Origin of the sequence: Aminivibrio sp., assembly GCF_016756745.1 — a bacterium.
In the GTDB taxonomy this organism is placed as follows: Bacteria; Synergistota; Synergistia; order Synergistales; family Aminobacteriaceae; genus Aminivibrio.
Genome location: NZ_JAESIH010000045.1, coordinates 1 through 18513, shown reverse-complemented (window position 1 = coordinate 18513; position 18513 = coordinate 1). Strand labels below are relative to the sequence as shown.

The 18513-nt window shown below is 60.2% G+C and carries 16 protein-coding genes and 1 pseudogene; 8 read left to right on the top strand and 9 right to left on the bottom strand.

Features of this window, described 5'->3' with window-relative positions; all coding sequences use genetic code 11:
• Positions 1-48 precede the first annotated feature (48 nt).
• The 5 genes from JMJ95_RS06605 (at position 49) to JMJ95_RS06585 (ending at position 7571) form a co-directional block, all read left to right on the top strand.
• Complete coding sequence (locus JMJ95_RS06605; RefSeq protein ID WP_290683829.1) at positions 49-423, top strand: helix-turn-helix transcriptional regulator; 375 nt, start codon at positions 49-51, stop codon at positions 421-423.
• Positions 416-2518 carry a heavy metal translocating P-type ATPase gene (locus tag JMJ95_RS06600; RefSeq protein WP_290683827.1) on the top strand — a complete coding sequence of 701 codons (2103 nt, stop codon included), beginning with the start codon at positions 416-418 and terminating at the stop codon, positions 2516-2518. Before JMJ95_RS06605 ends, JMJ95_RS06600 begins: the two co-directional genes overlap by 8 nt.
• Positions 2519-2761: 243 nt before the next feature.
• Positions 2762-3421: a TetR/AcrR family transcriptional regulator gene (locus JMJ95_RS06595; protein ID WP_290683825.1), complete on the top strand. Its 660-nt coding sequence runs from the start codon at positions 2762-2764 to the stop codon at positions 3419-3421.
• 44 nt (positions 3422-3465) lie between these two features.
• Positions 3466-4488, top strand: a complete 1023-nt coding sequence (locus tag JMJ95_RS06590; protein ID WP_290683823.1) for an efflux RND transporter periplasmic adaptor subunit — start codon at positions 3466-3468, stop codon at positions 4486-4488.
• Between the two features lie 2 nt (positions 4489-4490).
• The gene (locus tag JMJ95_RS06585; protein WP_290683821.1) at positions 4491-7571 is read left to right on the top strand and encodes an efflux RND transporter permease subunit; all 3081 of its coding nucleotides are present in this window, start codon (positions 4491-4493) and stop codon (positions 7569-7571) included.
• A gap of 106 nt (positions 7572-7677) precedes the next feature.
• Here the strand turns inward: JMJ95_RS06585 and JMJ95_RS06580 are convergent, their stop codons facing one another.
• Positions 7678-8682: an acetamidase/formamidase family protein gene (locus tag JMJ95_RS06580; RefSeq protein WP_290683819.1), complete on the bottom strand. Its 1005-nt coding sequence runs from the start codon at positions 8680-8682 to the stop codon at positions 7678-7680.
• A 278-nt stretch (positions 8683-8960) separates the two neighbouring features.
• Here JMJ95_RS06580 and JMJ95_RS13935 point away from each other — a divergent pair, with 278 nt between their 5' ends.
• The gene (locus tag JMJ95_RS13935) at positions 8961-9074 is read left to right on the top strand and encodes a hypothetical protein (protein WP_367153774.1); all 114 of its coding nucleotides are present in this window, start codon (positions 8961-8963) and stop codon (positions 9072-9074) included.
• Here the strand turns inward: JMJ95_RS13935 and JMJ95_RS13930 are convergent.
• The 3 genes from JMJ95_RS13930 to modA are packed head-to-tail and all read right to left on the bottom strand — an operon-like array spanning position 9034 to position 11549.
• Positions 9034-10161, bottom strand: coding sequence for an ABC transporter ATP-binding protein (locus JMJ95_RS13930; RefSeq protein ID WP_367153772.1), 1128 nt, complete (start codon positions 10159-10161; stop codon positions 9034-9036). The genes JMJ95_RS13935 and JMJ95_RS13930 overlap by 41 nt on opposite strands.
• A complete protein-coding gene (modB, locus tag JMJ95_RS06565; protein WP_290683817.1) occupies positions 10148-10798 on the bottom strand; it encodes a molybdate ABC transporter permease subunit in 651 nt (216 codons plus the stop codon). Before modB ends, JMJ95_RS13930 begins: the two co-directional genes overlap by 14 nt.
• A 7-nt stretch (positions 10799-10805) precedes the next feature.
• Positions 10806-11549 carry a molybdate ABC transporter substrate-binding protein gene (gene modA, locus JMJ95_RS06560; protein ID WP_290683815.1) on the bottom strand — a complete coding sequence of 248 codons (744 nt, stop codon included), beginning with the start codon at positions 11547-11549 and terminating at the stop codon, positions 10806-10808.
• Between the two features lie 333 nt (positions 11550-11882).
• Between modA and JMJ95_RS06555 the strand changes: the two genes are divergently transcribed.
• A complete protein-coding gene (locus JMJ95_RS06555) occupies positions 11883-12665 on the top strand; it encodes a sulfite exporter TauE/SafE family protein (protein WP_290683813.1) in 783 nt (260 codons plus the stop codon).
• A gap of 3 nt (positions 12666-12668) precedes the next feature.
• Here the strand turns inward: JMJ95_RS06555 and JMJ95_RS06550 are convergent, their stop codons facing one another.
• The 5 genes from JMJ95_RS06550 to JMJ95_RS06530 all read right to left on the bottom strand — a co-directional run bounded on the left by JMJ95_RS06550 (position 12669) and on the right by JMJ95_RS06530 (position 17055).
• Positions 12669-13505 carry an ABC transporter permease gene (locus JMJ95_RS06550; protein ID WP_290683811.1) on the bottom strand — a complete coding sequence of 279 codons (837 nt, stop codon included), beginning with the start codon at positions 13503-13505 and terminating at the stop codon, positions 12669-12671.
• A 5-nt stretch (positions 13506-13510) separates the two neighbouring features.
• Positions 13511-14587 (bottom strand): extracellular solute-binding protein, encoded by a 1077-nt coding sequence (locus tag JMJ95_RS06545; protein ID WP_290683809.1) that lies wholly within the window; start codon positions 14585-14587, stop codon positions 13511-13513.
• A gap of 92 nt (positions 14588-14679) precedes the next feature.
• Positions 14680-15735 carry an ABC transporter ATP-binding protein gene (locus JMJ95_RS06540; RefSeq protein WP_290683807.1) on the bottom strand — a complete coding sequence of 352 codons (1056 nt, stop codon included), beginning with the start codon at positions 15733-15735 and terminating at the stop codon, positions 14680-14682.
• Positions 15722-16216, bottom strand: a complete 495-nt coding sequence (locus JMJ95_RS06535) for a TIGR00725 family protein (protein WP_290683805.1) — start codon at positions 16214-16216, stop codon at positions 15722-15724. The genes JMJ95_RS06540 and JMJ95_RS06535 overlap by 14 nt, the downstream gene beginning before the upstream one ends.
• Positions 16217-16248: 32 nt before the next feature.
• Positions 16249-17055 (bottom strand): ABC transporter permease, encoded by an 807-nt coding sequence (locus tag JMJ95_RS06530; protein ID WP_290683803.1) that lies wholly within the window; start codon positions 17053-17055, stop codon positions 16249-16251.
• A gap of 389 nt (positions 17056-17444) precedes the next feature.
• On the opposite strand from JMJ95_RS06530, the pseudogene JMJ95_RS06525 reads away from it, so the two are divergent.
• Positions 17445-18386 (top strand): annotated as a pseudogene (locus JMJ95_RS06525) (NRAMP family divalent metal transporter); the annotation flags it as partial.
• Positions 18387-18513 lie beyond the last annotated feature (127 nt).

The window sequence follows — 18513 nt, the reverse complement described above, 5'->3', positions numbered from 1 at the left end:
TATGAATATATGAACAAGTGCGCATATATTCATATAAGGAGAAGAGCCATGAACCAATTGATCCAGGATGAATCCATGCAGAACGGTCTTTCCCGCGTCTCGACGGAGATGCCTCCCGACGAGATGCTCTACGAGCTTGCCGACCTGTTCCGGGTCTTCGGCGACACCACGAGGATCAAGATACTCTGTGCTCTTTCCGTTTCCGATCTCTGCGTGGCGGACATAGCGGCGCTGCTCTCCATGAACCAGTCGGCCATTTCCCACCAGCTCAGGGTGCTCAAGCAGGCCCGCCTGGTGCGGGTCGCCCGGAAGGGACGGTCGTCCATCTACGGTCTCGACGACGACCACGTGAGAACCATCTTCGAGCAGGGCTTCCGGCACGTCCGCCACAGCGCCTCAGGGGAGGAAGACGTCCATGGCTGACGGTGCCGGTGAAATCCGCCTCTCCCTCGAAGGGCTGAGCTGCACCCAGTGTTCGGCGAAAATTGAGAAAGCCGTGGCTGTCCTGCCCGGGGTTTCGTCGGCAACCATCGACCTCGTCACAGGAAGGATGAGGGTTTCTCTCGAAGATCAGCGGCCTTCGGCTGAACTCATCTCCAGCATCCGGACCGTCGTGTCGTCCATCGAGCCGGGGGTGGTGGTCTCGGAAGAACGCCTTCCGGAAGGGGCGTCCTCCCCGCCGAAGGGAGACGTGATCCGTCTTTCCGCCGGAGCCCTGCTCTGGCTGGCCGCCCTCTTCCTGCCCCTCGGAGATACGGTCCGGATCCTTCTGTACACAGCGGCCTACCTGACGGCGGGAATCAAGGTCCTCCGTACCGTGGCGGGAAACATCCGCCGGGGGGCCTTTTTCGACGAGTTCTTTCTCATGACCGCCGCTACCGGCGGTGCCTTCGCCATCGGCGAGTTCTCGGAAGCGGTGGCGGTGATGCTGTTTTACGAAACGGGAGAGCTGGTACAGTCCCTTGCCGTGGAGAGGTCCCGCCGTTCCATCCTGTCGCTTCTTGACATCCGTCCCGACCGGGCGACGGTGCTCGAAGAGGGGGAGTGGAAATCGGTCAGGGCGGAGAACGTCGCGGCCGGGAGCATGCTTCTCGTGAAGCCGGGGGAGCGGGTTCCCCTCGACGGAAAGGTGCTTGAGGGGACATCCTCCCTGGATACTTCCTCCCTGACGGGAGAATCGGTTCCCCGGGACGTGTCGGAGGGGAGCGAAGTGCTCGCCGGGACCGTCAACCTCGGCGGCACCCTCACGGTGATAGTGCTCCGCCCCTTCGGAGAAACCACCCTTTCCAAAGGTCTTCGTCTGATCGAAGAGGCCCGGGAGCGAAAGGCCCCCACAGAGCGGTTCATCACGTCCTTTGCCGGGTGGTACACCCCTTCGGTGGTCGTCCTGGCCGCCCTTCTCGCCCTGGTGCCTCCTCTCGCCGGTCTTGGAGGATTCCGGGACTGGGGGTACCGGGCACTGGTCTTCCTTGTGGTGTCCTGCCCCTGCGCCCTCGTGATCTCCGTTCCCCTCGCCCTGTTCGGCGGCATGGGCGCCGCGTCCCGGAGGGGAATCCTGCTGAAGGGAGGCAATGTGCTGGAGACCCTGGCTCGTACGAAGGCCGTCCTCTTCGACAAGACCGGCACCCTCACCATGGGGGTGTTCCGGGTGACGGAGGTCCATCCGTCCTTCTTCATGACCGGCCCTGAACTGCTCGAAACGGCGGCGGCGGCCGAACGTGGATCGAACCATCCCGTTGCCCGGGCTGTGGTTGCAGCGGCAGGGGAGGGTCCCGCCCTTCCCGTGGAGGAGTACCCCGGGCTGGGGGTCCGGCTGGTTCTCGATGGGGGCGAGATTCTCGCCGGGAATGCGGCCCTCCTGGAGCGGCACGGCGTTTCGGTCGATGGGGATCCCGGTACGAAGCCCGGAGCGGTGGTCCACGTGGCCCGGGATGGGCGGTACGCAGGCTTTCTCGTGGTGGAGGACACCCCCAGGGAACAGGCACGGGAAGCGGTGGACCGCCTGCGGAAGCTTGGGGTGAGCATCGTGGGCATGCTGTCGGGAGACCGGCCGGAGAACGCCGGAAAACTTGCCCGGGAGCTTGGCCTCGACTTCTGGGAAGGAGGGCTTCTTCCCGCCGACAAGCTTGATTCCTTCAGGCGAATCAGGGAGGAGGCAGGGGGAACAACCCTCTTCGTCGGCGACGGCATGAACGACGCTCCTCTTCTTGCCGCTGCCGACGCGGGCTTCGCCATGGGCGGTCTGGGGGCGGACGCCGCCATCGAGGCGGCCGACGGGGTGCTACTGCGGGACGATCCCCTGGGGGTGGCGGAGGGCATTGAAATCGCCCGGAGAACCCGGAGCATTGTCCGGCAGAATATCGCCTTCGCCCTGGGGGTAAAGGGGCTTGTGCTGGTCATGGGCGCCTTCGGCGTCGCCACCATGTGGGAAGCGGTTTTCGCCGACGTGGGGGTGGCCCTCCTCGCCACGCTGAACGCGGCAAGAATCCTCCGGACCGGAGTGTCCGGGAACGGCTGAGTTCCCTTCCCGGACGGGGAGGAGGCAACCGAAACAGGGGGCGGCCGGGAAGGCCGCCCCCTGTCGTCATTTCCTGTCCGCCAGGCCGGACTCCATGGGCTCGCTGTCCGATAGTGCGGCCTGCCTCCCATTCCGTGGTGACATTATCACTGTCTCGTAACACATTCCTGAATTTCCCCGTTGACAGATTAGACCGGATGGTCTAACCTGTCGGTCTAAACAGGAAAGGTGATGAGGTGCGCCGTGCGTTACGGACCCAGGAAGATTGATGATGAAAAAAGAGCGGCCCTCATCGAAGCCGCCATGGAGGAAATTGCCGCCAACGGCATCGACGGAGCCTCCTACAACAGGATTATCGAGCGGTCAGGCCTGAGCAAGGGTGTGGTCTACTACTATTTCGATAACAAGGATAGCCTCTATCTCACCGTTCTCGACGAGGTGGAGCGGCAGTTTCTCTCCTCGGTGGGAGAGCTGAAGATGCCCGAAACCAGGGAAGAGTTCTGGACAGCCTGCCGGCTGTATTACGAGAAGGCTGTACGCTACGGAGCCGGAAATCTCGGGATCGTCAAGGTCGTTCGGAACCTGATCGAACCCGGCACGGGAATGAAGGGGAGCCCCGAATTTCGGGAAAACTTCAGGAAGGTCGAGCGGTGGACCGCCAACCTTCTGAAGCGGGGCCAGGAGCTGGGAGCGATTCGAAAGGACGTGCCTCCGGATCTCCTCCGGAGTGTCCTCCAGGCCATGGGGCACACCATGGATTCCTGGCTTTTCGAAAATCTGGAGAAGGCCCCGGGAACCGTGTGCATTGAGAGATTTTTGGCCTTTGCGCTGGATATGTACGAGAGAATTTTGTCACCGGAAGGGACAGAGGAAGCATGCCAAAATCAATTTTTACAAGGCTGAATGTAGTGTTCTGGATCCTCCTGTTCTGTGCAGGGGGCGTCTTTATGGTGGTCAGGGTGCAGGCGAAGCTCCAGGAGACCGCCGCCGACGCGATTGCCATGGAACAGAAAGAGGAAGTGCCCGTTCCGGTCGATGTGATGCGGCTCTCCCGGCAGGACTGGGAAATATGGAGGAGCTACTACGGCCGGGTAAAGGCCGGAAAAAGCCAGACCGTCACGTCCTACGTGAAGGAAATCGTTCGGGAGGTCCACGTCCAGATAGGCGACAAAGTGAAGGCGGGGCAGGTGCTGCTGACCCTCTCCTCCCAGGATTACCTGGCTTCCGTCGCCGCCGACAGGGTGAGCTACGAGAAAGCTGTTCGGGACTATGAACGACTTTCCGAACTCTACAAGTCGGGCGGTGTTTCCAAGGACCAGGTGGAGCAGGCATTTTCGAGGATGAAGAGCGAGGAGGCGAAACTCCAGTCCTCCCAGTCCACCCTCGCCCGCACACAGATCCGGGCCAGCATTGACGGCATCGTGGCCGGCCGGTCCGTCGAACCGGGAGAAGTGGCCTCCGACGGGAAGCCCCTGCTGGTCATCATCGACCTTATGGACCTTGAGGCAGAGATCATGGTCTCCCGGAAGGACATCCTGAGCCTGAACAGGGAGACTCCCGTGGAAGTGCTGAGCGACGGGCAGAAGACCAGGTGCTCCATAAAGAGGATCAGCCCCGAGGCCGTCCAGGGATCGGGACTGTATCCCGTGGATGTCTGCCTGAACGGTCTCGACGTGCTTCCCGGAACCCACGTGGAGGCCCGTTTCCTTGTGGAGAAAAAGAAGGACCTGATCGTCATCCCCTCGGAAATCATCCAGAGAAGGGGAGACAAGGCCTATGTTTACGTGGTCGAGAACGAAAGGGCGAAGCTGAGGGAGATCGTTCCCGGCGAGGGGCAGAACGGCTCGGTTTCGATAGAAGCCGGCCTTTCGGAAGGAGACCTCGTGGTCGTCAGGGGGCATAACCTGCTGTCTGATAACGCTCTCGTCGTTGTGACGGGGGAGGCCGCCCCCGGAACGGAAGGCAAATAGCCATGGGCGGTCTTGTACGTTTCTGCATAAAACGCCCTGTTTTTACCTGGGCGATGGTGTTTGTGCTCGTCCTCCTCGGGGTAAGCAGCTACAACCAGCTTGCGGTGGCCCTGCTTCCCAAGGTGGACATTCCCATCGTGGTGATCCAGACCGTCTACGAGGGCGCCAGCCCCAACGAGATCGAGCAGCTGGTGACGAAGCCCCTGGAGGACGCCATTGCCGACCTCGAGGGACTGGACAAGATCACGAGCTACTCCGCGGAGAGCAACTCCTTCGTGGTCCTCGAAATGGAAGTGGACGTGAACGTCGATCAGGCCCTCGTGGACGTGTCCAACAAGGTGAAGTCAGCCCGGAACAAGCTTCCCGACGGCGTTGACGAGCCCATCTTCAGGAAGGTGGACATCAACGCCCAGCCCTTCATGGTCGTAGCCTTCACAAGCTCTCTTCCGGAGAAGGAAGCGAAAAAGATCATCGAGGACAACATTGTCCCCCGTCTTTCCCGGGTGGAGGGGGTCGGCCAGACCAACGTGACCGGCGGCCGGGACAGGGAGATCAGGATCCTGCTCGACCCCGTCTCCCTCAACGAATACCGGGTGAGCATCCAGACCCTGGCGGCGGCGGTGGCGGCAAACAACGTCACCAATCCTTCCGGGTACATCACCCAGGAGAAGGACGAAACGTGGCTTCGCCTCATCGGCGAATTCAACAGGGCCGACGAACTGGAGAACATCATGATCCCCACCGCATCGGGAAACCCCGTGCGGTTGAGGGACCTGGGAACGGTGGTGGATGGCGAGCAGGACGTGCGGTCCATCGCCCGGGTGAACGGAAATCCGGTGGTGCAGCTCCGGATCAGCGCCCGCCCCAATTCCGACGTGGTGAGGGCGGGAGAGCTGGTGAAGAAGGAGCTCGGCGCTCTCATGAAGACCATGCCGGACTTCACGGTGGAAATTCCCTTCGATGATACGAAGTTTATCGAGTCGTCGGTCAAGAACGTGCTCCGGGACATGGGATTCGGCATTCTCCTCACCGTGGTGGTGCTGTACCTGTTCCTCAAGCGTTTTTCGGCCACATTCATCGTCTCCGTGGCCATGCCCGTGGCGCTCTTCGCAACCTTCATGCCCCTGGTCATGCACGACTATTCCCTGAACATAATGAGTTCCCTGGGGCTTGCCATCTCCATGGGCGTCCTGGTGAACAACTCTATCCTCATCATCGAGAACATCTACCGCTTCCGGGACATGGGGTATTCCCCCGAGGAGGCGGCGGAAAAGGGAACGGTGGAAATATCCCTGTCGGTTATCGCCGGCACAGCCACGAACCTCGGGGTGTTCCTTCCCGTGGCCATCATGAGGGGAATCGCCGGTCAGTTCCTCGTCCAGTACGCCATGACCATCGTCTACGCCACCCTCTTCTCCCTTTGGGTTTCCCTGACGCTTACGCCCTCTATGGCGGCGAGAATCAAGCCTGACAAAGGTGTTCCCAGAATGGGGCGCATTCTCTGCGGATGGTGGGACTGGTTCTACTCGGGGTTCGAGGAGCTGTTCCTCTTCTTTCTGAGGCGGTGCCTTGCCCATCCGGTGATCACCGTCGTGATCTTCCTCGGGCTCACCTACGGCGCCTTCAGTATGGGAGGGCTTATCGGGTCAGAGATGATGCCCCGCACCGACAGCGGCGTCATGACGGTCGACATCACCCTGCCCAGCAACACCCCGGTATTCGTCACCCAGGACCGGGTGAAGGAGATCGAGAATCACATCCGGCAGACCCTTCCGTCGCTGGAATACGTTGTCTCAACAGTAGGCGCCTCCGGAAGAAACCAGGGGACCCACAAGGCGACCGTAGAAGCCTATTTCGCCGAAGATCCGGACCGTCCCTCCACCATGGAGATGGCGGACCGCATCCGTCCCTTCGTAAACGCCATGCCCGGCGTGGACGGGTCGGTCAGCGGATTCCGGAAGAACATGGGAGGCGGAAAGCCCATCCAGATTGTGGTCAAGGGGGAAGAGCTTGAAACCCTCTACCGGATCGCTGAGACCATACGGGACCGGATCCGTCATGTCCCCGGAATCGTGGATGCCGGTATCGACGTGGAAATGGGCAAGCCCGAGCTGCAGGTCCTGCCGGTGAGGTGGCGCCTCTCCCAGTTCGGCATCGACATGACCACCCTGTCCCACGTGATTTACGGCTACCTTGTCGGCATGGACGCGGGGAAATTCCGCCAGGGCGGCTTCGAATACGACATCAAGGCCAGGATCAGTCCGGACAAGGCGAAGGATATCTTCAAGGTCCAGGACCTGCCGATCATGACAACGTACGGCCTCATGCCCCTGAAGGAATTTGCCGATGTGCAGTGGAGGGACGGACCGACGGAAGTCGTCCGGGAGGACAGGCAGAAGGCGGTCACCGTCGAGGCCGACGCCCGCTACATCAGTGTCGGCGAGGCCACGGCCAATGCCCGTCAGGCCATAGCGGACCTTGATCTTCCCGAGGGGTACTCCATCGACTACGGAGGAGACGCCGAATTCATGGAGGAGACCTTCGGTGAGCTCGGCCGGGCGCTCTTCCTCGCCATAGGGCTGACGTTTATCATCATCGCGGCCATCCTCGAGTCATGGTTCTTCGCTTTCGTGATCATCCTCACGGTGCCCCTTTCCGCCCTGGGAGTCATTCCCTCCATGCTGCTGTCGGGGGTCGCCATCTCCATTTTCGCCCTTATCGGCCTGATCATGCTGGTGGGGCTGGTGGTGAACAACGCCATCGTGGTCATCGACTACGCAGAGACCCGAAGGAAAGATGAAGGTGAGCCGGCCGCCGTCGCCATCGAGAAGGCCTGCGCCATCCGTCTCAGAATGCTCTTCATGGCCATCTCCGCCGCCGTTATCTCCATGGTGCCCCTTGCCCTGGGAACGGGACAGGGCGGAGCCCTCCGGCAGCCCATCGCCTTCGTTGCCATCGGCGGTCTTGTCGCCGGAGGCATCATCGCACTGCTGGTCGTGCCCGCGGTTTACAAACTCTACTGGGGATTCCGCGAGCGGAGAGCCGCCAGGAAGAACCAGGCTGCCTCGCCCGAACCGGAATAGCAGTTTTTTTACCCCTCCCCCGGACGGGACGTATTTTGAAATGCTTGCTCCTTCTTGAGGAAGTGACCGAGATTCCCAGGGGCATTTTTCACCTGGGAGCGGAAGGTCAACTGAAGACCGACTTGGGGATCATGCCGTGGATGCCCTTGTCGCCGTCCACCACCTGGGTGACGCGGAAATCAACTGCGAGGCTGCACAGGGAGTAGGCTTCCTCCCGGGAGAGCCCCTTTTCCCTCATGAGGAACGAGACTGCTTCACGGATGGCCGTCTTCATGGCCTCGTTCAGGTCGCGGTGGAATCCCATGACGATCCAGTGGGTCGGCGACTCGGCCAGAGGGTAGTGGAGTTTCATATCCTTCCGGACCACGAACTGAAGCTCCGCTTCCTCAAAATAGGTCTCGGCGGCGGCGATGCTCACCTCCCCGTCCCCCTGGAGGGCGTGGGCGTCCGCGGCCATGAAGAGAGCCCCGGGAACGTTCACGGGGATGTAAAGGGTTGTTCCCTCTACAAGTTCCTTGTTGTCCATGTTTCCGGCAAAGTAACCCGGGACCGCCGGGGGCAGCTCTTCGCCGTTCCTGGGCGCTACGGCCATGGTGCCCAGGAACGGCCGGGTTTGCAGGGTCACGCCGGGGGCGAATTCAATGGTCTTTCTGTCCTCCGACAGGTAGAGAGGTTTCAGGAAGCCCTTGCTGAATCCTTCGGGCAGGCCTCCGATGTTCATATGGTCGGGATAGATGTGGGTTACGGCGTATTTGCCGGGGACGAGCCGCCTGATCCGTACCTCCAGGGTATCGCCGGGTTCGGCCCCGTTGATGTGGAAGGGTCCTGTAAAGGCGTAGACGCCGATGCCCTTTTCCTTCATCTCCGTGCGGAGAGCGAGCATGTCGTCAAAGGTCAAGTCCGGAGAAAGATTCCCGCCCAGGAGCATGACCGTGTTGAACACCACGGTGTCACCGTCGTCGATTACGAGGGCGGGGGGGATGTCGGACCTGAGCATGCCGTTGTAAGCCTGCTCCTTCGTGATGAAGAACGTCCTGGTCCGGGCGCTTCCTGCGGAAGGGGCAAACAGAAGAAGGGCGAGGGCGGAAAAAAACAGCAGTGCGAAAAACATGGGGGTACACCTCCGAAAAAGAATTCGATCCGGTGCGAGTATAGCAGTTTTTCGCAGAAAAGAGTTTCCCGTAAAGCGGACGGGCGAAACGAAGCGGGAAAGAAAAGCTGAAAACTTGCGGTTGCATAACGAGAACGCTATAATTTAACTGCATAAAGAATGTTTTGATTGGTAAATCAGATCAAATACTTAAGATATAAGGAGCTCCCCATATTCCGGCGGTATGCCTTTCCAGGTCAGTTCATGACCGGAAATTCACTACCACGGCGAGCATCGGCGTGGCTCTCTTCCCCCGGCACGGCCGCACGGCGGACAGTCTGCTCCGGTGCGCCGACGATGCCATGTACAGGGTCAAGAACGGAGAGGGAGGTTTTCTGCTCTATTCCGATTGAACTCCGGAACGCCCATTCCCGGTCCCATCCAGACCTCGGGGGCGGAGGGCGGGACGGCGAACCGGACGGGAGAGCCGGGGTGGAGCCTGAGGGCTTCGTAAGAACCGGAAGAATGCTCGGTCTGCCAAACTGTTCCGTCTTCGGCCGCCAGGTAGAGCCTGACGGAACTCCCCAGGGGGAGTATCTCCTCCACAACCGCGGTGAAAAGATTGTTCCCCAGGTCCTGGTCCACCGGAAGATCGGGGTAGAGAATCCGGATCCTGTCAGGCGCCACGAAAACCAGTCCCTCTCCAGTAAAAAGCCCCCCGCCGTCAAGGTCAAGGCTGACTGTCTCCCCTTCGAAACGGAAGCCGCCTTCCCTGCAGACGATGCTGCCCCGAAAGAGATTTCCCCATCCCAGGGCGTTCCATGCCTCACCCCGGGCTCCCCTTTCCCAGAGACGCCCGACCGGGAAGGACTCCGTCGTGGCCCCGTCTTTCATTATGGTGACCCGGTCGCCCAGGGAGCAGAGATCCTCGATCTGGTGGGTGACGTACACCATGGGGATGCCCGCTTCCAGCCGGATGTCCCGGAGTTCCTTGCGGAGGCTTCTCCGCAGGGGGCCGTCCAGGGCGCTGAAGGGTTCGTCCAGCAGAAGGAGATCCGGTTCGGCCGCAAGTGCCCGGGCAAGGGCGACCCGTTGGCGCTGCCCTCCGGACAGTCTCTCCGGAAGCCGGTCCTCAAAGCCCGACATCTTCACCCTGGCGAGCCATTCCTCTGCCTTCATCCGTCCCTTCCTCCCCTTGGGCAGGGCGTAGGCCACGTTTTCCAGGGCGGTCATATGGGGGAAGAGGGCCAGGTCCTGGAAAAGAAGCCCCACCTTCCGGTCCCGGGGAGGAAGGTTTATCCTTTCCGAAGAAGAAAAGAGAACCCTTTCCCCGAGGATGATCCTCCCTTCCACGGGAGTCCTCAGGCCTGCCAGCGACCTGAGGGTCAGGGATTTACCCGAGCCGCTTCGTCCGAAGAGCACCGCCGTTTCCGCGCCTACCTCCATGGAAATGTTCAGGAAAAAAGAGCCGGCCGCATCACGGAATTCAGCACGAAGCATGCTGTCCCTTCCTTCCTTCCTCCAGCATCCGGACAGCGTAGAGACTTGCGAGCCCCGCTCCCACGAGAAGCAGGGCCGCTCCGTGGGCCCGGGCGAAATTGAGGGTTTCCACCTGGTTGTAGATATAAAGGGGGAGGGTCTGGGTCCGCCCCGGAATATTGCCGGCGATCATCATGGAGACGCCGAAGTCCCCCAGCGCTCTCGCCGCGGAAAGGGCGAGTCCCACGAGAAGCGTGCGCCGGGCAAGGGGCAGGGTGACGGTGAAAAAAATTGCGGATTCTTTTTTCCCCAGGGTCCGGGCGGCATCCTCGAGCTCTCTGTCCACTGAGGCGAAGGCCGCCCGGGCTGACTGGATCATGATGGGCGCCGCCGATACGGAGGCGCCGAGAACGAGGGCGGGAAAAGAGAAGAGAATGTCCATTTCCCTGAGAAGGGGAGATCTTCCGATAAAAAAAAGAAGATAAAAGCCCATCACCGACGGCGGAAGTATCAGGGGAAGCTGAACGAGAAGAGAGCAACATTCTTTGCCGAAAAACTCCCTGCGGGCAAGAGTCCACCCGACCCCTCCTCCGAGGAGGATCAGAATCGGGATGGTGAAGAAAAGAACTTTCAGGCTCAGGAGAAAGGGAGGGAGCATGGAGGTATCAGCGGTCCACAGGTATAAAACCGAACTCCTTCATCACCGGTTCCGCCTCGGGAGAGCGGAGAAAGGTCCAGAAGGCCTCGAGCTGCACTGTTTTCTTTCCTTTGACGAGTCCGCCGAAGAGCACCTGGGGCGGGGTGTCCAGTTCGGTCCACCGGCCTCCCTCAAGCCGGAGGGCGACGCTGAGGGGAATGACCGCCAGGTCCGCTCCGCCGCTTTGGGCGGCGAGGGCCGTCTTCAGCACGTCACCTCCGAGGATGAGCCTCCCGCTTTTTTCGATTTTATCGAAAAAACCTTTCTCCTGAAGATATTCTTTCGCCATCCTCCCGAAGGGCGCCGTCTCGGGATTTGCGATGGCGATCTTTAACCCTTCCGAGCCGAGCAGTTCGATGGAGGGAGCTTCGCTCCCCATGCGCCAGAGTACCAGTGGCATCTTCACGAAGGGCAGGGGATCGCAGTCGAGAAAACCTTTCTCCCGGACGTACCGGGCCCATTTTTCATCGGCGCTGAGGAAGAGCCCGAAGGGGGCGCCGTTTTCAATCTGCCGCGCCAGGTTCCCTGAGGCCCCGTAGACACCCTGGAGGTCCGCTCCGTGCTCCCTGTTGAACTGGGGAATGGCCTTTTGCATGGCAGGCTGGAGGGATGCGGCGGCTGCGACGATCTCTGCCCGGGCGGGCAGGGACGGAAGCATGACGAGGAGAGAAAAGAAAAGCAAAACCCTAAATTGCTTGAGAATCGTCTTCACAGAAATCGTCTCCTTTTGCAACCAAGTTGCTTTTACTATACCAGAATGCAGAAGAAATGCAACAAGGTTGCGTTTTCCTAAATCCGCAGGTTTTTCAGGCAGAGGGAGTGTCGCCGGGCACAGCGCCCGGGCCGAGAAACCGACACGGATGTCGGTTTCAGGTGCAGTTGTCAAGGACGACAATCTGCACCGGCGGCCCAAGCGAGCACCGGTGACACTCCCGCTGCCTGCGGATTTAGGGTTTTCCGAAGAGAGAGGTTCTTCCTTCCGCAGATGCAGAAAGTAGGATATAATCAACATGCTGACCGAAGCAACGACACCGGGAGGAATAGTATGGACTTTCTCGCATCGTTCACCGGGCTTGATCTGCCGACCTGGGCCTGGATAGTCGTTCTTACCTCCGGGGCGGGAGTGGGAATCGCCAAGACAGCCGTCCCCGGAAGCGGCATTCTCGTGGTGGTGCTCATGGCCATGGCGCTGCCCTCCCGGATGTCCGTGGGCGTTTTGCTTCCCATGCTCATTTTCGGCGACATTTTCGCCGTCGGAAAGTACTGGAAGCATACGGACAGGCGGCAGCTTTTCACCCTGCTGCCCTTCGCATTCCTGGGCCTCGGAGCCGGGTATCTCATTCTGCGGCATGTAACCAACGAACAACTCAAGCCCATAATCGGTGCCGTGGTACTGCTCATGCTGGGGGTTCACCAGATCTCCCGGATTGTGAAGAACAAAAGAATCGCCTCGGGGAAATCCCTTCCATCCCGGACATCCCCGTTCCTGACGGTCCTGTTCGGCTTCTTCGCAGGCATGGGAACCGGCATGGCCAACTCGTCCGGCCCCGTCATGAGCCTGTACCTGCTCATCGTGGGTCTTCCCAAGCTTCCGTTCATCGCCACCACGGCTTGGTTTTTCTTTACCATGAACCTGCTGAAGGTCCCTCTTTTCATCAACCTGGGCCTCATCAATGTCCAGAGCCTGAAGGTAAACCTGCTTGCTCTTCCGTCCATTGCCGCAGGGGCCATCCTGGGCTACTGGGTGGTTCGGCGCATCTCCCAGGAGAGGTTCAACCAGATCGTCCTCGCCCTGGCCTTTGTCGCTGCCCTCCGTCTGATGTTCTGACCCTTACCGGGCCGACGACGGGGACGTGAAGAATTTTTCGTAGGCGATAATAACGCCGGTGGTCACCAGCGTCAGGACGATGGCCAGGGCGTCGGCTTTTGCTATGTCCGACGACAGTTCCGAAACGTGGGTATAGATGACGAGAGGTAGGATTTTTACGGCCGTGCCCGTGAGGGCGAAGGCCGTGCCGAAGGCTCCCATGCTCACGGCGAAGAGCAGGGACGAGCCGGCGAGGATGGCCGGAGCAAGCATGGGAAAGAGGACTCTCCGGAGAACCGTGACGGGCCCGGCCCCGAGGGACACGGCGGCCTCCACGAGGCTCCAGTCGGCGTTGCTCCACGCCGCCGTCATGGTGAGGATCATCCTGGGTATGAGGAAATAGAGGTAGGCGATGACGAGTCCTCTCCATGTGAAGAGGAAGGCGGAGAACTCGAGGGGATTGATGCCGAACAGCTCTCTGAGGATGATGGTTATGAAACCGCTGGTCCCGAGGAGGACGATGAAGGCGAAGCCCACCACGAGACCGCTCAGGGTCAGAGGAACCGCCGTGAGGGCGAGAAGGATGTTCTTCGCCCGGCCTCCGGTCTTGTGGACAAAGTAGGAGAGCGGCAGACCGACGGCCGTCCCGAGGACGGCCGTGCTCGCCGAGAGAACGAGGCTCGTGGTCAGGGATTCCCGATACAGCTTCCTCACGAAAAGGCTGAGATAGTTGTCAAGGGAGAACCTCCCCTCGATGAAGAGGCTCTCCCACAGTACAAGGGCAAGAGGCCAGAGCAGGAACAGCCCCAGCACCGCCGCGAGAGGCAGCAGCAAAAGCCATGTTCCGCTCCGGCGCTCCATGGTCTCTAGTTCTCCCCAAGCACTTTGCTGCCCCAGAGAGAGGCAGCCTCTTTCTGCACCTTCTGGGCCTTCACCCAGTCCACGTCCTTTGCCCGGGCGTAGTCGGAGGCCGGGAGGAACTTGTCCGCCACATCCGCCGGCATCTCAAATCCCGGAAGAATGGGCCGGACGAACCCTTTCGCAAAGAGTCCCTGCCCTTCCGATGAAAGGATATAGTTCAGCCAGAGCTTGCCCGCGTTGGGGTTGGGGCCGCCCTTGACGAGGCTCATGGCGTAGGGTGCGGTGATGGTGCCCTCTTCGGGGATGACGATGTCGATGGCGTCGCCGAGGCCGGCGATGTACCGGGCCCGGTAGGCGTTCATGTCATAGGTGATCCAGATGGGAATCTCGCCCTTGACGAACTTGTCGAACTCGGTGGTTTTCTCGATCATGCGAACGTTCCCCGCTTTCTGGAGAGCGGCCAGGTAGTCGATCCCCTTGTCGAGACGGTCGAGATCGCCCCCGTGGGCGTACGTGGTGGCGATGACGATGGCGTATCCGATGCCCGCAGTCCGGGGATCGAGGTAGACCACCGACTTGCTGTATTTCGGGTCGAGGAGGTCCTGCCATCCCTTCGGGGTCTCCTTCACGAGGTTCTTGTTGATGACGAACACCACCGTGGCCTTGTGGACGCAGAACCAGTTCCCTTCGGGATCCTTCAGTTCGTCGGGGATGAGGTCGAAGTTCACCGGCTTGAAGGGCTCGGTAACCCCTTTTTCCCGAGCGGCGTCTCCTGACGGCATGAAGTAGTACGCCGTGTCACCCTGGGGATTGTTCCGCTCCTTGTCGAGCCGAACGACCGTGGCCCCGCTGCCCAGGTCGTTCCACGTGATCTGGATGCCGTATCGCTTTTCGAAGCCGTCAAAGAGGGCCTGCCAGTTTGCCCACGTGGGACCGGTGTCGTAGCTGTTGAGCCCCTTTTCCTTCCGTGCGGCCTCCGCGAGGGCGTTTTCTCCCGGATAGAGTTCTTCCGCGAAGCAGGCTCCCGCGAGAAGGAGGACCGCAATCAGCGACAGTAACGCTTTCCCTGCATGTTTTCTCATTGTTTTTCCCTCCAGTGAAAATAAGATTCTTTATCTATTTGCCGTTTTATCGGAGCAGCCCGGATTTTCAGCGGTGCCGCCCCGGAATTTTCTTACCTTCCTGCCACAGGTCTTCCGTCATCGGGGGAAAAACGGAGCACGACGCCTTCATCAAGGGCAGGGGGGTCCAGTTCCGTGTTGAGAATGTCAACAAGGATCTGTTCTCCTTCCACGTTCACGGCAAGACGAAGGAGAGGACCGAGGAACACCTTCCCGGCCATTCTCCCCGGAAGGATATTCCCCCCTCCCGGGGGAACGTCCCGGGAGGCGAGGGAAATTCGCTCAGGCCGTATCATGAGTGAACAGGGGCCCTTGGGAAGGGGCACATTCTCCACCGAAAGGATTTTTTCCTTCCACCTGAACCTGCCGTCGCCGAGATACTCGCCCTCCAGCAGGTTGTTGACCCCGACGAAATCGGCGACGAAGGAGTTCGCGGGCCGCAGGTAAATGTCCCTGGGGGAGCCTGTCTGTTCGATTCGGCCGTCGTTCATCAGGGCCACCCGGTCCGATATGGACAGGGCCTCTTCCTGGTCGTGGGTCACGTAGATCGCGGTGATGCCGCTCTCCCTCTGGATTCTTTTTATCTCGAACCGCAGGGAGTTCCGGACTTTTGCGTCCAGGGCCGACAAGGGCTCATCCAGAAGGAGGACCTTCGGGGTGATGGCGAGGGCCCGTGCAAGGGCCACCCGCTGCTGCTGGCCGCCTGAAAGCTCCCGGGGCCGGGCCGAGGCCCGCCGGTCGAGACCAACCATGGAAAGAAGCTGTTCCACCTTCGGCCGCAGAATGTCCTCCGGCGTTTTCCTGGTCCTGAGCCCGAAGGCCACGTTTTCGAAAACGGTCAGATTGGGGAAAAGGGCGTAGTTCTGGAAGACGATGCCGACCTGTCGCTGCCGGACACCCACCCCGCTCATGGATTCTCCGTTCAGCAGCACTTCCCCCTCGTCGGGGGCGAGAAATCCCGCCACGAGCCTGAGGGTGGTGGTTTTTCCGCAGCCCGAGGGGCCGACAAGGGAGAGGAATTCACCCTTGTCCACGGAGAGGGAGACGTCCCGTACGGCGTAGGTCTTTCCGAAACGCTTGCTGACAGCTCTCAGTTCAACCCCGGCCATGGAAATCCCTCCCCGTTTTTTCGAGTGCCAGCCGGACAGCTTCCCCTGCGGTGGACGCCTTGATCATCGGCGACGGTGATTCTCCGTCCTCGGAGATCTGCCAGGTTTTCAGGCCTATCACGGGTCTTCCGGATCTCAGGGCGAACCCTATCTCCGACAGTGTGCCGAAAGCGCCTCCTATGGAGATGACCGCGTCACCGGCGGAGGCCACGGCGAAATTCCGCACCTCCCCGAGACCGGTGGAGAGGGCAATTGTGACATAGGGGTTTGCCTCCCGGATGTCCCCCGGAAGAAGGCCGACGGATGTCCCCCCTTCTTCGGAGACTCCGCGGCAGACTGCTTCCATGACGCCCCCCCTTCCGCCGCACACCACGGTGCATCCTGCCCCGGCGAGGAGTCGTCCCACTTCCCGGGCCAGTTCGTAAATCTCGGGAGACGCGGTGGATGTTCCGATGACTGATATAATGGGGGGTCTTTCCATTCCGGACATGCTCCTTTCCGCGGAGTGCATTGTCAAACGGCCATTCCGGCGCTCCTGGCGCCGAACAGCCTCCCCAGGAAAATCACGGCGCCGAGGCTCAGAATACTGAAGAGGACCAGCAGGGTGGTGGCCGCGCAGGCGAAACCCGTGCTCACGTAAAAAGCCTGGTAGAGAACCACCGGGTAAGTCTGGCTTGCCGAGCCGGTGACCATGACGGCGAGCTGGAACTCTCCCAGGGACATGGCGAAGGTCATGATGGCCCCCGAGAGAAGCCCGGGGACGAGGTTGGGCACCAGGACACGGGTCGCAAGGAAGAAAGGTGTTGCCCCGAGGGACGTCCCCGCTTCCTCCAGAATGTTCCAGTTCAGCATGTCCATGTTGGCCATGAGGGGGCGGAGCATGAAGGGAAGGGTATACACGAGGTGGGCGCCCAGGAGAAGCTGCCATGTGCCTACAAGGGAAAAGGAGGGCCAGTTGAAGCCCTGAACGAGGCCGAGTCCCATGACTACGGGAGGAATGGCGATGGGAAGCAGGATGACGAAGTCGAAGGCCCGCCGGAGCCGGTTTTTTTCGAGGACGGACACTGCATAGACGGAGCAAATGCCCACGGCCGCATTGATGAAGACGGTGAGGCAGGCAACGAGGAGGCTCATCCCCATGGCCCGGACGTACATGGTTTTGGAGAAAAGATCCGCATACCACCTGAGGGTGAACCCGGTGGGCAGCAACGTGCCGAACCACTTCTCGCCGAAAGATCCGACAAGAATGAGGGCAAGAGGCGCCAGAACGTAGGCGAACCAGCAAACCCCTCCTGAAAGCCACAGGGCACGACGCATCATTGTCAGGACTCCCTTCCCGAACCTGTTTCCAAGGATATTGTAGCAAAGAAATGCAACGGCGGCGTAACGGTTTCGTCATTTCCTCCCGTTCCTCATTTTGGAAAAGTACCTAAATCCGCACCTCAGCGGGGAGTGTCACCGGTGCTCGCTTGGGCCGCCGGTGCAGATTGTCGTCCTTGACAACTGCACCTGAAACCGACATCCGTGTCGGTTTCTCGGCCCGGGCGCTGTGCCCGGCGACACTCCCTCTGCCTGAAAAACCTGCGGATTTAGGAAGTACCTTTTTTGGTCAGTAAGAATAGTGAAAATTTTCTCTTCTTTTCTTCATTTGAAAATCACGTATAATGATCGTGCTGTATCATATTTTCCCCCTATACGGAGGTGTCGCTATGACAGACTTGGGTAAGACGCAGGAAAGAAGCAGAAGCGAAACTCTCAGCGTTCTTCTGGGAGCGGCGTTCCTCATGGCCACGTCGGCCATCGGGCCGGGGTTCCTCACCCAGACGATTTCATTCACCAATGAACTGAAAGCAACGTTAGCTTTCGCGATTCTCCTCTCCATCCTCATCGATATCGTGGTGCAGCTGAACATCTGGCGGATCCTCGCCGTCTCGGGCATGCGCGCCCAGGACGTGGCCAACAAGGTCCTTCCGGGGCTGGGGTATTTCCTTGCCTTCGCGGTCGCCCTCGGCGGACTGGCCTTCAACGTGGGCAACGTGGGCGGAGCGGCCCTGGGCTTCGAGGTGGTCTTCGGCTCCGAGCAGGTCGTCGGGGCGTCCATCAGTGCGGCCATCGCCATCACCATCTTCCTCTGGAAGGACCTCGGCAAGGCCATGGACAAGTTCACCCAGATTCTCGGCTTCCTCATGCTCGCCCTGGTGTTTTACGTGGTGTTCGTCACGAAGCCTCCCGTCATGGAGACGGTCCGTGAAATGGTGAAACCCTTTACGGACATCAACCTGCTGAAGGAATACAAGTGGCTCGTGGTGCTGACCCTCGTGGGCGGAACCGTGGGCGGCTACATCACCTTTTCCGGCGCCCACAGGATCATCGACGCGGGGATCACCGGCAAGGAGAACATCACCCAGATCAGCAGGGGATCCGTCAACGGCATCGCCATCACCGGCGTTATGCGCTACCTTCTGTTCCTTGCCTTTCTCGGCGTGGTTCTTCTCGGAAAGGAGATCGACATGAAAAACCCCGTGGCATCGGCCTTCCAGATCGGCGCCGGCCCCCTCGGGTACAGAATCGCCGGAGTGATTCTCTGGGCGGCAGGCATCACCTCCGTGGTTGGGGCATCCTACACCTCCGTTTCCTTCCTCCGGACGCTGTCCTAAATCCGCACCCTAAAAAATAAAAAACCTCTCTGGACTGTTCGGAGAACAGTGGTAAGGTAGTGTTTACGAAGGCACAACCCTTCACCAGAGAGGTGCAATCATTATGACTGAAAAGGCGAAG